General features: G+C 65.6%; 12 protein-coding genes. 5 read left to right on the plus strand and 7 right to left on the minus strand.

Features of this window, described 5'->3' with window-relative positions; all coding sequences use genetic code 11:
- Positions 1-20 precede the first annotated feature (20 nt).
- Positions 21-329 (plus strand): hypothetical protein, encoded by a 309-nt coding sequence (locus tag TL10_RS18385; RefSeq protein WP_131630763.1) that lies wholly within the window; start codon positions 21-23, stop codon positions 327-329.
- On the plus strand, positions 316-2445 hold the full coding sequence (locus tag TL10_RS18390; RefSeq protein WP_043986749.1) for an Rv1355c family protein: 2130 nt from the start codon (positions 316-318) through the stop codon (positions 2443-2445). The genes TL10_RS18385 and TL10_RS18390 overlap by 14 nt, the downstream gene beginning before the upstream one ends.
- Before the next feature lie 12 nt (positions 2446-2457).
- On the opposite strand, the gene TL10_RS18395 is transcribed toward TL10_RS18390, so the two are convergent.
- Both TL10_RS18395 and TL10_RS18400 read right to left on the minus strand, forming a co-directional pair.
- The gene (locus TL10_RS18395; RefSeq protein ID WP_043986750.1) at positions 2458-3828 is read right to left on the minus strand and encodes a cytochrome P450; all 1371 of its coding nucleotides are present in this window, start codon (positions 3826-3828) and stop codon (positions 2458-2460) included.
- Positions 3829-3862: 34 nt separating this feature from the next.
- The gene (locus tag TL10_RS18400) at positions 3863-4570 is read right to left on the minus strand and encodes a dienelactone hydrolase family protein (protein WP_043986751.1); all 708 of its coding nucleotides are present in this window, start codon (positions 4568-4570) and stop codon (positions 3863-3865) included.
- A gap of 175 nt (positions 4571-4745) precedes the next feature.
- Between TL10_RS18400 and TL10_RS18405 the strand changes: the two genes are divergently transcribed.
- A complete protein-coding gene (locus TL10_RS18405) occupies positions 4746-5402 on the plus strand; it encodes a TetR/AcrR family transcriptional regulator (protein WP_043986752.1) in 657 nt (218 codons plus the stop codon).
- Positions 5403-5508: 106 nt separating this feature from the next.
- Here the strand turns inward: TL10_RS18405 and TL10_RS18410 are convergent, their stop codons facing one another.
- Both TL10_RS18410 and TL10_RS18415 read right to left on the minus strand, forming a co-directional pair.
- Complete coding sequence (locus tag TL10_RS18410; RefSeq protein ID WP_043986753.1) at positions 5509-6180, minus strand: class I SAM-dependent methyltransferase; 672 nt, start codon at positions 6178-6180, stop codon at positions 5509-5511.
- A 444-nt stretch (positions 6181-6624) separates the two neighbouring features.
- Entirely contained in the window at positions 6625-7992 is a 1368-nt protein-coding gene (locus tag TL10_RS18415; RefSeq protein ID WP_043986754.1) for a cytochrome P450, read from the minus strand.
- Positions 7993-8515: 523 nt separating this feature from the next.
- Here TL10_RS18415 and TL10_RS18420 point away from each other — a divergent pair.
- Positions 8516-8797: a WhiB family transcriptional regulator gene (locus tag TL10_RS18420; RefSeq protein WP_043986755.1), complete on the plus strand. Its 282-nt coding sequence runs from the start codon at positions 8516-8518 to the stop codon at positions 8795-8797.
- On the opposite strand, the gene TL10_RS18425 is transcribed toward TL10_RS18420, so the two are convergent.
- The 3 genes from TL10_RS18425 to TL10_RS18435 are packed head-to-tail and all read right to left on the minus strand — an operon-like array spanning position 8798 to position 12404.
- Entirely contained in the window at positions 8798-10360 is a 1563-nt protein-coding gene (locus TL10_RS18425) for an acetolactate synthase large subunit (protein ID WP_043986756.1), read from the minus strand.
- A 44-nt stretch (positions 10361-10404) separates the two neighbouring features.
- On the minus strand, positions 10405-11205 hold the full coding sequence (locus TL10_RS18430; protein WP_043986758.1) for an acyl-CoA thioesterase: 801 nt from the start codon (positions 11203-11205) through the stop codon (positions 10405-10407).
- Positions 11202-12404, minus strand: a complete 1203-nt coding sequence (locus TL10_RS18435; protein ID WP_043986759.1) for a CoA transferase — start codon at positions 12402-12404, stop codon at positions 11202-11204. Before TL10_RS18435 ends, TL10_RS18430 begins: the two co-directional genes overlap by 4 nt.
- 113 nt (positions 12405-12517) lie before the next feature.
- On the opposite strand from TL10_RS18435, the gene TL10_RS18440 reads away from it, so the two are divergent.
- Entirely contained in the window at positions 12518-13357 is an 840-nt protein-coding gene (locus TL10_RS18440) for an alpha/beta fold hydrolase (RefSeq protein ID WP_043986760.1), read from the plus strand.
- Positions 13358-13662 lie beyond the last annotated feature (305 nt).

Here is a 13662-nt window from a genome sequence, read left to right on the forward strand (position 1 = left end):
CAGGCAGTTGAGCCTGCCGAGTGGTGGTGCAGCGTTGGCGTTTCTCGGTCTCGACGGTGGATATCCACCTATGCAATAGTGAGGAAATGCCGAGCCAGCATCGAGTGCCTGCCGGTATCTATCGCGCCGACGAAACACTGCGCAAGCGGGCGATCGAGGCTGCAGGACAAGTCGATTCGTGCTTGAACGCGCACATCAACGCGTTTCTCCTCTGGCTGGTCGGTGACACCGATGAAATGCCCGTCCGGCCCGCTCCGCACCGGATAGCCGACGCAAACAATGCTGACGGGCGTTGCGCTGAATTGAGAGTCGACAATGCAACCATCTGACGCGGACGAATACCGCCCGCAATTGCTCGATCCGACCAACGCGGCGGACGCGGCCACTCTGGGTCGACTTCGATCCGACCCGTACATCCAGGTCCTCGACCACCACGGCACCGAGTTGGAGAACCTGCGCCGGCTACGCCCCAGCCCCGCTGCGGCGCTCCTGGACGAACCCGGCCGCTGGGCCTGGTACCCGTGGCGGCGAAGCCTCGTCTCGATCCTGGGTCCGGTCGGCTTCAAGGCACTGCGCTTGGACCGCAACCGAAACACCATCACCGTCGAAGAACAGACTCGCCTGGCCGAACTCACCGTCGGCGTCGCCGGCCTGAGCGTCGGACACGTGATCGCTCACACCCTGGCCGCCCAAGGTCTCTGCGGGCGCCTGCGACTGGCAGATTTCGATCGCATCGAACTGTCCAACCTCAACCGGATACCGGCCACCGTGTTCGACATCGGCCTCAACAAGGCAGTCGCCGCAGCCCGCCGCATCTCCGAACTCGACCCCTATCTACCGGTCGAGGTATTCCTCGGAGGTCTGACCACCGACACCGTCGATGACTTCCTCGACGGACTGAATGTCCTTGTCGAAGAGTGTGATTCGCTCGATATCAAGGCGATCGTGCGCGTCGCCGCCAAGCACCGACGCATCCCGGTACTGATGGCCACCAGTGACCGCGGCATCGTCGACGTCGAGAGGTTCGACGACGAGCCCAACCGCCCGATCCTGCACGGGCTGCTCGGCCCGCTCGATATCGGCCTACTGCCGGGCATGAGCAGCAAGGACAAGATTCCGCACATCCTGCGTCATCTGGAAGCCGAAAAGCTTTCGCCGCGCACGGCGGCGTCGCTGATCGAACTCGAACGCACCCTGGCCACCTGGCCGCAGGTGGCCTCCGAGGTGATCATCGGCGCGTCAGCGGTCAGTGAAGCCGTGCGCCGCATCGGGCTTGGTGAGGAGCTGCGCTCGGGGCGGTGCCGCATCGACATCGGATCGTGCCTCGACCAGTTGACAGAACCGGCCATGGCCGCACCCCGACCCGTCTCGCCGACGGAACAACCACTCGTCGCCTCCAGCGTCACAGGTCTGGTCGCGGTCGCCGCGATGCGCGCCCCGTCGGGCGGCAACGTTCAGCCGTGGTTGATCGAAGCCGGCGAGGACGAGATCGCCATTTGCCTTGCCCCGCAGTACAGCCCGACAATCGACGTCGGGTTCCGGGGCAGCGCCGTCGCCGTGGGAGCGGCGGTTTTCAACGCGCGGGTGGCCGCCGCCCACCACGGCATCCTTGGACCCGTGACCGTCGACGAGCATCCCAGCGGGTCGTGGTCACCACTGCACGCCACACTCTGGTACGGCGCCGGCGGCTCGCAGGACCTCGCGGACCTGTACGGAGCGGTGCTGGTCCGCGAGACCAATCGGGACAAGGGCATTCCCACGCCGATCACCGACGACCTAGCTGGGGCTTTGACCGCCGCCGCTGACCGCGAGGGCGGGCACCTGCGGCTCATCACTGACTCCGCCGATTTGGCTTCGGCCGCAGAGATTCTGGGTGCCTCCGACCGCATCCGCTTCCTCACCCCGCACCTGCATCAGGAGATGATCGCCGAGCTGCGCTGGCCTGGCGATCCCGATCCGGACGCCGGGATCGATGTGCACAGCCTCGGCTTCGACGACGGCGGTCTGGTCATGCTCGAACTGCTGCGCCGGCCCGAAGTGATGGCCCAGCTGGCCGACTGGAATGCCGGCGATGCACTCGGCGATGAGATGCGCAGCCGCGTCACGGGCAGCTCGGCACTGGCCGTCGTCACCGTCACCGGCGGCTCGCTGCGGGACTATGCCGTCGGTGGATCGGCCGCCGAGTCGGTCTGGGTACACGCGCAGCAGCGCGGCCTGGCCGTACAACCGATCTCGCCGGTCTGGCTGTTTGCGCATGACCCTGCCGACCTCGAGAAGCTGTCCGGCAGGTTCGCCGACGAACTCGGCAGACTGCAACGCGAATTCATCGACCTGGCCGGCATTTGTGCCGACGAAAGGATCGCGTTGATCCTGCGGCTGAGCACCGCCCCACCGCCGGCCGTCACGAGCCGGCGCAGCGTCACCCGAGTCCGGCTATCCGAATAGATATCGCCGGGCTCATCGCCGCCTACGCGTCAGCGCCGGGATCGGCGCGCCCGCGACCATCGTGAAGGGCACGGCAAGCGGGAAGTCCGTTGTCAGAGAATTGATTTCAACGGCGCGCACGATCGTGGCGAGCGCGAGGGTGGCTTCCAGTACGGCGAAGTGATCTCCGATGCACGTTCGTGGCCCCGCACCGAATGGGATGTACTGCCAACGGTCGCGATCGTTGATGTTCTCCGGGCTGAACCGGCCGGGGTCGAATTGCAGTGGGTCTGCCCACAGTTTCGGGTCGCGCTGCATGCCGAAGATGCCGACCAGGACCATGCTGCCCGCTTCGATCTTGTAGCCGTCGACGGCGATATCCCGCAGGGCGGTCCGTCCCGCGACCACCACGGGCGGGCACAGGCGCAGAGCCTCGCGCAGGACCTGCGTGGTGTATTCGAGTCGGGGCGCATCCTCGTGAGTTAGGTCATGACCTCCGATGGCGGTGACTTCCTGGGCCACCTTGTCCTGAATTTCAGGGTGTCGCCCCAGCGCCCACAGGGCGTACGCGATGGTGGTGGCCGTGGTGTCGTGGCCGGCGACCATGAACGCAACGAGATCGTTGCAGATGTCCAGGTCAGAGAGCGCGTTGCCGGTCTCGGGATCGGTGGCGGCAATCAGTGCGTGTACGAGGGGCGCATCGCGGGTCGGGTCAGCGCGGCAGGATTCGAGGACGTCCATGGCGAGCCGGCGGAGCGTTTCCGTGGCGGCTCGGGCGCGACGTCGCGCCGGGGTGGGCAGCCACCAGGGGGCGCGGACGGGCCGCATGCCCCGATCGGCGACGTAGGCCAGGGCGATGTTGAGGGGATCGGCCAGGGCTTCGGCGCGATCATCCAAGTCCAGTCCGAGCACCGAACGTCCCAGGACTCGCATGGTGAGCCGACGCGCTTCGGCGTCCAGGTCGATTTGGGCTCCGTCGGGCCAACTGTCGCTGATCGTCGCGGCCGCCCCGGACATGTGCGCCCCGAATGCGGCAACACTGTGTCGCGTGAACACGGGTTGCAGCGTCCTCTTGCGGGACAGCCAGGGCGCGTTGGGCAGATCGGCGAGATTGTCCCCGAGCAGCCGCCGCATCTCGTGATGGACGAGCGTTCGATCGCATGCGTCGTTGTTGCGCGCCAGCGCATCACGCGCACCTTCAGGCGTCATGACGAACACGATGCTGGGGCCGAGCCAGCGTGGTCCAAGCCCTACTCGCGTAATGCTGCCACCGGCCTCACGCAGTACGACCTGCCCGTGGTGGTTTTGGCGGGCCCATTTCATTCGTTCGCCCACCGGTAGTGGGTTCATGGGAACCAGGGGCAGCTGGCCAGGATCGGGCAGAGCGTCGTTGAGATCGGCCATTGCCGTGCAAGTGCCCTTCAGCCGGAGACGGGAGCTATGCCAGGTGCCTTTCGAGAAAGTCTGTCATACGTTTCCAGGCGTCTTCGGATTCGTCGGCGAAGTAGGACAACCCGACCGCGCTTTCGATCTTGCGCATCGCCGGGGGCAACCGCCAATCGTTCATGAAGCTGTGTCCGACGTTCGGATACTCCTTGATGTCCCTCGGTACGTCACCACGGGCCAGCGCGGCGTCAAGCTTGGCCGCGCTGCCGCGGGCCACGATGCGGTCGTTGGCGCCGAAACTGGCGACCACCGGGCACGATTCCTTCAGCGGTTCAAGGTCACGCGGGAGGACACCGTAATTCGGTGCACTGACATCGAAGAGTCCACCTGGCGAGAGGTGGACGACGAATTGGGCACCCATGCAGAAACCAACCAGCCCAACCTTTCCCGTGCAGCGCCCGTCGGCAAGAAGGTGGTCGCGAGCAGCGATGAGGGCTTGCTGGGCGCCGCCCCGGCCTACCACGGCGGCGTAGATGGTGCTGATCATGCACTTGATCTTTGGACCGCGGCCGTAGAGGCCGGGGACCAAGGCCAGATAGCCGTTCTCAGCGAGTCGGTCGGCCGTTCGACGCAGGTCGGCGGTCATCCCCAGGACGTCCTGTACGACCACCACGCCCGGCCAAGGACCGGCGTTGCCCGGTACTGCGAGGTAAGCGGGTACCGGACCACCGGTGCCATCCTCATAAACAATGTCGGGCATGGTCCGCTACCGGGATTGGCCGGCGGCGGAGGCTTGGTTACACGCTGTTTGCCATGCCGCCATCGCTCGCAGCCCTTCCATTTTTGGGTATATTCAAAATTCGATAGGAGCAGTATGTATATGCTGCTCACCGATACGGCTATATTCTTCCACAAGATAGCTGTATGGTCGATGTGTGGCAGAGACCCGGCTATTTCCGTACAAGCCGCCCGCACCCCCAGAACCATCCACCGAGGAAAAGATCCTCGACGCGGCACTGACGGTGTACGCGCAGCACGGAATCACCGCCGCGTCGTTCCGCATGATCGCCGAACAAGCCGGGGTCTCGGTGGGCGCCGTGCAGCACCACTTCCACACCAAAGCGGATCTGACTGCAACAGTCGACAATTACGTCCTGCAAGTACTCGCCGAAGGCCTCGAGCCGGAGGCGATGCCGGACAACGGCGCCCTCGAAGAGGCCGGCAGGCGCATGACCCGCCTGATCGCTGATCATCCCCGCGTCATGGACTATCTGGCACGCGCGCTCGTAGAGATCGATTCAGGTTCAACAATCGGCGAAGTGATATTCGATGGACTGACCGCCATCAGCGAGGCGCAGGGCAAGCAATTTGTCGAACGGGGCGAAGTCCTCAATGACCTGGACTACAAATGGTTGATTCTCAACCCGCTGATCCTCCGCGTTGGACCCATGATCTTGCGTCGGCATATCGAGCGGTATCTCGGCGAGTCTTTCTACGATGGCGAGCAATTGGAACGCTGGGATAACACCATCACCGGTTTGTTACGGCATGGCGCATTCCAGCCCAAGGCCCCCATCCAGGACCAACCCTGACCTGACACGGCGCCACAAGCACGGCGCGCGCCCTGAAACGTGGTCACCAACACACCAGGTTTGACGGGCGAACCGAGTAGCACTGTGGCGCGGAAACTTCAGCGCTCTACAGCTTTCGGGCCGCAAGCAACAACGCCGGAAGGTTCGTCAACCCGAATTCATCGGTAGGGAAATTGCGTTCAGGGTGTCCCGGAAACTCCGGCGGCTTGACCGCGACCGAAGCGGGCTGCAGCCTGACATCGGACCAGTATTTGGCGACCGCCTCGGTGACTTCAGCTTCGGTCACCAAATTCGGAATCGGGAATGGGGAGTCCGGCGGCAACGCTTCGGTGGTGAACACCAACAGGTACAGCGCCGCACCGGGTTCCGCGGCGGCGTAGATGCCGCGCATGTAGTCGTCGCGCCCGTCGACGGGCAAGGAATGAAACAGCGTGCAGTCGAACACCGTATTGAAACGGTGGGGCAAGCCAAGGTCATCGAGACGGCGCATGTCTCCTTGCAGGAACTGAACGGTCGAAAGCCCGCGCGCTGCGGCGGCGGCTTCAGCCTCGGCGATGGCAACAGTCGAGATGTCCACCCCGGTGACGTCGTAGCCGCGTTCAGCGAGTGCCAACGCAAGGTCACCGACGCCGCAACCCGCGTCCAGGATCGGGCCGTGCACGTCCCCCTGCTCAACGAGCGTCAAGATTTCAGGTTGTGGAGCGCCGATATTCCACGGCGGTGGCCCCAAGAAAAGTTCACCACGATAGGCCTTGTCCCAGTCCATCACTTCGCCCATGGCCCAGAGCGTAGCGTCACGGCCTTCGGCACCGGCACGAAAAACCGCAGAGTGGCCTGGGCGCGATCCGACTTGCCAGGAAGCCGCACCGCCAGATCGCTGAACGCGTCAAAAGCAGGTTCCAGCACGCCATGGAGTGCACTTCATCCCCGCCGACACACCGCAGAAAATGACCCGATAACGTACAACAATTGTCGCGTATTGGTAGCTGGTAGTGTTGTATTGCAGTACGTGACGTGGGTATTGTTGGCTCACCAGGAACATGGCCACGACGACGTCGCCGCCACGGCCGCAACCGGCAAAGGCGGACCGTGGAATGAGCGCGACAGCACCCAACGCGCCCGCTCACCGACACCAGTGGCGGCGCCGGTCAATGTCGAGGGGTCATCGACCGGCGCTGCCGTACCGCTCCCGACACCTACCCGGTCGCCAAACCCAGACGGACTAACGCAGGGTGATCCTCGCGGGGACCGGACCACCGGCAACAACGGTGAACGGTGCAGCCATCGGGAATTCGGCGTCAAGAGAATCTATTTCGGCCAGACGCACGATGGTCGCCAACGCGAGAGTGGCTTCCAGCATCGCAAAGTGATCGCCGATGCATGCCCGTGGCCCACCACCGAACGGCACATACTGCCAGCGGTTACGAGCCTTCGAGGCTTCCTCGGTGAAACGGTCGGGATCAAACCGCAGCGGATCGGTCCACAAGCTCGGGTCCCGCTGAACAGACATGCGACCGACAACCAGCATCGTCCCCGCCGGAATCCGGTAGCCCGCCACCTCGACATCCCGCGTCGTCATGCGCGAGCCGGTGGCACCGGGGGGGCACAACCTCATCGCCTCTTTGAGGACCTGCACGGTATACCCGAGTCGAGGAACATCGTCTGGCGTGAGCCGAGCAGTACCCAGTGCGCAGACTTCAGCGGCAACCCGATCCTGAATATCAGGGTTTCGCCCGAGCTGCCACAGCGCATACGAGATCGACGTCGCGGTTGTGTCATGTCCCGCGAAAATGAAGATGATCAACTCATCAGCAATCTCGTTGTCCGTCAGGGGCTTTCCTGTGGCCGGATCCTTCGCCGCGATAAGTTGCTGCACGAGGGGCGCGCTGCGAGTCGGATCGGCCTTGCACGCCGCCACGATGCCCAGCGCCGCGTCACGCAAGTTGGCTGCCGCTCGGCGTGCCCGCTGCCGCGCGGGCGTAGGTAGCCAGCGAGGCGCCCGTATCGGGCTGATGGCCCGCGAGACCGCATAGCTGACGGCCTCCCGCATCGGTGCGGCGAGCGAATCGTTCTGACTGGTGAGCTCCAGGCCCAATACGGAGTGTCCGAGTGCACGCATGGTCAGCTTGCGCGCCTCAACATCCAGGTCGATCTCACCGCCGTCGCGCCAGGCACCACACACAGATTCGGTCGCCTTGGACATGTGGCCACCAAAGGTGTTGACCGACTGCTTCGTGAACACCGGCTGCAGAGTGCGGCGACGTGACTTCCACTGGTCGAAAGGAGTAACGAACAAGTTGGGGCCGATGAGACGCTGCATTTCCACGGTCACGCCGGCGGTTTTGTCGATCGAACTGTCACGGCATGCGACAACATCGCGAATACCTTGTGGCGACGTGACGACGACCAGCGGCGCCATCAACCATCTGGGTGCCAACGTGAAGCGAGTTACGGGACCACCTGCGTCACGCAACACATCGGTCCCGGTGTGAAAACTGCGGCATGCCGCCAGACGCTCCTTATACGGCAGCGGGTTCACCGGCGGTAGCGGCAATGACGCGACATCCCGAATCTCCGACGACACCGCCATAACGACCCTCCCCGAGAATGATGCGCCGACACAACTCCGGTTTCGCCGACACTGCCCCGCGGAAATAGGTCACACGTGGCCACGGTACCTATCCTCGGCTAACCGAATCGTCTTGTGCACATGCCGTTTACACCCCTAGGTTAGCCGATGGAAATGGTGCCGAGAACGGGCAACTCCACCCATCTACTCGGCACGGTGCCCCCGCACATCGCCGACCTGCGCGACGCCCGCAATTAGGAGAGCATCCTCCCGCGCAGCACTGCTTTCTGACCCCGCTTGTTTGGTGAACAATGCGCAAAAACGTGCTTCACCGATAGGCCTTGACGGACGATCAATACCTTCAAATTGTGAACGATATGAGCATATTGGTACATTCGATTGCGTTTCGCGTTCGCCTGAGACCACCCACCTGGGTGGCCACCGACCGACTCGCCACTGCTCAGGTTTGGGGGAACCAATTGAGTCCAGATCATTGCCGCGTCATCGAGGTACCCGCTCGGGGAGAGGCGCGAAAGTGACTGCGATGCTGCAGAAGCCGGCCGTTCCGGTGCAGCTGCCGCCGTGCCTGTCCGACCCGGACCGGTGGGCCACCGCCGGCGACGACGCCGAACCCAAGGCGTTGTGCCGCAGCTGTCCGCGTCGCCGACGCTGCGCCGGCGAGGCCATCAGCATCCCGGGAATCTCTGGCGTCGTTGCCGGCGTACACATACCCGAGGGAGGCCGCCCCCGCGCGTTCGCCTTGCGGCAGTTGCGGGCAGTGGCTGCCCTTGCCGGACAGGCCGGTGAACCCCAGTCCGAGCGCTGATTACAGCAGCGGCGGCACCGCCGCGTCGATGAGGTACGGCCCCGGAGTGGCATAGCCGAGGCGCAGCAGGTCTGCCAACTCCGCGGTGGTCGTGGCCTTGGCCGAGGGCACACCCATGGACGCCGCCAAAGCCGCAAAATCCGTCGTCGGGCCCGAGAGGTCAAGCATGGCAGCGGCTTTCGGACCGCCCGCCTCGGCGCCGACCCGCTGCAGCTCCATCCGCAGGATCGCGTAGGCGGCGTTGTTGAGGAGCACCGTCACCACGTTGAGCTGCTCGTGCGCCATGGTCCACAACGCCGAAATCGTGTACATCGCACTGCCATCGGCCTGCAGACACAACACCGGACGGTCCGGTCGGGCCACCGCGGCACCGACGGCATTCGGCAGCCCGAAGCCGATGGCCCCGCCGGTCAGGGTCAACAGGTCGTGCCGTGGCGCACTCATCGTCGCCTGGGGCAACAGGAATCCGCTGGTATTGGACTCGTCCACGACGATCGCGTCGTCAGGCAGCGTCGCCGCCACCACGTCGACCCAGTTCTGCGTCGTCAGTCCCGAATCTTCCGGCAGCTCAGGCGTTTTCAGTTCCGTCAACACCGGCTCGCCACCCGGTGCCACCGCATCGGCCAATGCCTCCAGCCGCTCGACGACATCGCCACCTACGGTGTGTACCCGGCAACCGACGGGCACCAGGTCGCTCGCCTTGCCGGGGTAGGCGAAGAACGACACCGGGGACCGGGCGCCGGCCAGCACCAGGTTCTCGGCACCGGTCAGCTGGAATTGGGCGGCTTCGGCGAGATACGCCAGCCGTTCGAAGTTGGGCCGTCCAGCGCCGCGTTCCAGCCTGGCCGGGAAGGTCTCGATCAGCACCTTGGTCCCCGTCGCCTGCGCGATCCGGCTGGCCGCACGCAGGCCGCGTTCGCGGCACGCCGAGCTGCCCAGCAGCATGACGGTGCCGGTTCCGAAGACCTCGGCACCGGCGTCGAGCAGCTCATGCTCATCCGGGTCGACGCCGGCGCGGTAGTCGAACGACGCCGGGCCCGTGGCCGGCTCCCCCGCCGACGGCTCGGCGCCTTCCGTCCACGAGACGTCGGCGGGCAGGATCAGCGTGGCCACCTGTCCCAGTTGTGCGGCCTCGATGGCAGCCAGCGCGTCGGTGGCGATGTCCACCGGCTTTTCGCAACGGCGCACCCAGCCAGACACCGTGCCGGCCATGGCGTCGATATCGGATTCCAGTGGCGCGTCGTACTTCTTGTGCCCCAGCGCGTGGTCGCCGACGACGTTGACCATCGGCGAATAGGCCCGTCGGGCGTTGTGCAGGTTGGCGATGCCGTTGCCCAGGCCCGGCCCCAGGTGCAGCAGGGTGGCCGCCGGCTTGTCGGCCATGCGCGCGTAGCCGTCGGCGGCCCCGGTGACCACGCCCTCGAAAAGGCAGAGCACGCCACGCATCTCGGGCACCGAGTCCAGCGCCGCGACGAAGTGCATCTCGCTGGTGCCGGGGTTGCCGAAGCAGACGTCGACACCGGCGTCGACCAGTGTGCGGATCAGTGCCTGTGCGCCGTTCATCGTTCTCCTTCAGGTGTTCCCGCAGCAGCCTGCGGACGACGGTACTACCGGTCCGCGATCAGGCCTTCCTGCACCAATGTCGCCACGCGGGTGCCATCCGCGCCGACCAGGGTCCCGGTGATGACTCCCCGGCCCCGGCCGGTGGCAGGCGAGCGCGATTCGAACAGATTCCACCGGTCGGCCCGGATCGGGTGGTGGAACCAGATCGAGAAATCGGTGGTGCCACTGCGGTGGGTGCGTGCCTGCATGGAGTGGCCGTGCACCTGCAGCGCCGGGTCGATCCCGTACAGGTCCGTTACGTAGCAGGCAATCATCATGTGCGACAACTGTTCCGGCGGCATGGGCACCGTGGCCCGCCACCACATGCGGCGCACGAACTCGCCCGACGACCGGTCGTCGACGATCCGGATGTCGAGTTCGTCCAGCGGTACCGCGGGCGCCGGTCCCGGCGGGCCGGTCACCGGCAGCAGCTCGGGATCGTCTGGGAGCGTGCCTGATTCATCGTGCTCGGGGCCCGCCAAATCCACGGAGAAGGACACGGTCGCAACGGTCAGCAGCCGCCCCGCCTGGCAGGCCTCGATCCGCCGCGACGCCGCGGTCCGCCCGTCGTACACCCGGGCCACCGCGTAGTCGGTGGCCGCGCCGGCCTCGCCACCACGCAAGTACTGCAGGTGCATGGCGGTGGGGCGCATGTCCGGGTTGACGGTCTGGCACGCGGCGGACAGGCTCTGCGCCATCAGCAGACCGCCGAAGGCCCGCTTACCCTCCGGTCCCCCGGCCTCGCCCACCCAGGCGTCGGCCCCGTCACCGGGTGACACCACCAGCAATCCAGGCAGCACGGTCACGCCACGGTCCCCGCTTCCGTGAGCCGCACGACGTCGTCGGCGCTCAACCCGAGCCGGCCGGTCAGCACTGCGGTGGTGTCGTCGCCGAGCGCCGGTGCCGGGCGGGCAGGCGGGTACTCGCCGTCGATCCGCAACGGCAGTCCCGGTGCCAGATACCGGCCGATACGGGGCTGGTCGAGTTCGGTGAACAGCGGATTGTCGGTCACCTTCGGGCTCACGGCCACCTCGGAGAAGTCGCGGTAGCGCTCCCACAGGATCGACGTGGCACCCAGCGCCGCAGCGATCTCATCAGCGGTGTGCGCACAGAACCAGACGGTGAACAGGCCGGTGAGGGCATCCCGATGGCGGTAGCGCTCACCTTCATCGCCGAAGTCCGCTCCGAACGATTCCGACAGTGCGGCAACAGCTTTCGTGGTACCGGTAATCTCGACCAGGTCCCGGAAATGACGCCCGGTCAGCGCGACGATCATGAACGCGGCGCCGTCGGCGCTGACGAACTGCTGCCCGTACTGGCCGAAGATCGAGTTGCCGATGCGTTCACGACTCACCCCGTTGACCATCACCTCGGTCAGGAAGCTGAGATTGCCTGCGGTCGCCAGGGCCACGTTCTCCAAGGGGATGCTGACCCGCTGGCCCTCGCCGGTGGTGTCACGGTGCCGGAGCGCCGCCGTCACCGCCAGTGCCAGGTAGAGGCCGCAGGACACATCCCAGGCTGCCAGGACGTGGTTCACCGGGGTCTGGAGTTCGGACGGGCCGGTGACCAATGGGAAGCCCAGCCCCGCGTTGACGGTGTAGTCCACCGCCGTGCCGCCGTCGGCCCGCCCCGACACTTCGGCGTGGATCAGGTCGGGCCGCAGCGCGGAGAGCGTCTCGTACGAATGCCATTGCCGGCCCGCCACATTGGTGATGAAGACGCCGGCGTCGACGATCAGCCGGGTGACCAGGTCCTGGCCTTCCGGCGAGCGCAGGTCCACCGCGACCGATCGCTTGCCCTTGTTCAGGCCCGCCCAGTAGATGCTGTCGCCGTCGTCGGTGACCGGCCAGCGGTGATAGTCCGCGGCGCCGCCGACCGGATCGACCCTGATGACCTCGGCGCCGAGCTGTGTCAGCGTCATCCCCGCCAGGGGCACTGCGACGAAACTGGAAATCTCGACGATGCGCACACCCGCCAGCGGACGCGCAGACTCCGGCACGGTCATTTGGACACCATAGAGGCCCTACGCAGCACAATCCGGCGGCCCCGGGCGGCTCGCGTCCCGCCGGACGGGAGGTGGTCGTCGCCGCGTGACATCCGCACCGTAATTTGGAACGTATGACTGAGCTGAAGGAAGTCCAGACCGAGCGCGGCACGCTGCGTTATTACGACGAGGGCACCGGCCCTGTAGTGCTGTTTCTGCATGGGTCCGGACCGGGCGTCACGGGCTGGCGGAACTTCCGCGGCATCCTGCCGACCTTCGCGGCGCACTTCCGCTGCCTGATCCTGGAGTTCCCCGGCTTCGGCGTCAGCGACGACTTCGGCGGCCACCCGATGATCGACGCGCAGTCCGCGGTGGTGCCCTTCCTCGACGCGCTCGGCGTCGAGAAGGTGGACATCGTCGGCAACTCGATGGGCGGCGGCGTCGGCATCAACTTCGCCATCAACAACCCCGACCGGATCGGCAAGCTGGTCACCATCGGCGGTATCGGCACCAACATCTTCAGCCCCGGTCCGTCGGAGGGCATCCGGCTGCTGCAGGAGTTCACCGAGGACCCCACCCGGCAGCGTCTGGTCGACTGGCTCAACTCGATGGTCTACGACGAGAAGATCGTCACCGAGGAGCTGATCGAAGAGCGCATGAAGCTGGCCTCCGATCCCGAGACGCTGGAATCGGCTCGCCGGATGTACGGCAAGGCCGCCTTCAAGATGATGATGAAGTTCATGCGGTCGGCCGACGCGCCGCCGCAGCCGTGGGCGCAGATGCACAAGGTGAAGGCGCCGACGCTGCTCACCTGGGGCCGCGACGATCGCGTCAGCCCGTTGGACATGGCGCTGATCCCGATGCGCACCATCTCCAACGCCGAGCTGCACGTGTTCCCGAACTGTGGGCACTGGGCCATGATCGAGGCCAAGGAGGCATTTGAGAGCACGGTGCTGGGCTTCCTGCAGCGCTGACCTTCTGCCGCGAGCGGCCGCGTCCGCACACCGATGCGATGGTGTGCGGTACGCGGCCGCTTGCGTTGGTAGTGCGGATCCGCTGCGCCCTACCTCATCACGATCGCGGCGACTGCGAATCTGCGGAATATATTGTCGGGCTTACCAATTGACCAGGGCGGAACATGCATCCCGGTGATGGAGATGCCGGGCGGCGTTGTGCGCCAACACGATTGCAGGTTCCCGACTCGCGGAGACAACGATCACACCCCGAAGTTCGTACCAAACGGCCGATTTCGCGCCAGCACCTCCACCAGCGCCTTAGG

This window comes from Mycolicibacterium llatzerense (assembly GCF_000878195.1).
Lineage (GTDB): Bacteria > Actinomycetota > Actinomycetes > Mycobacteriales > Mycobacteriaceae > Mycobacterium > Mycobacterium llatzerense.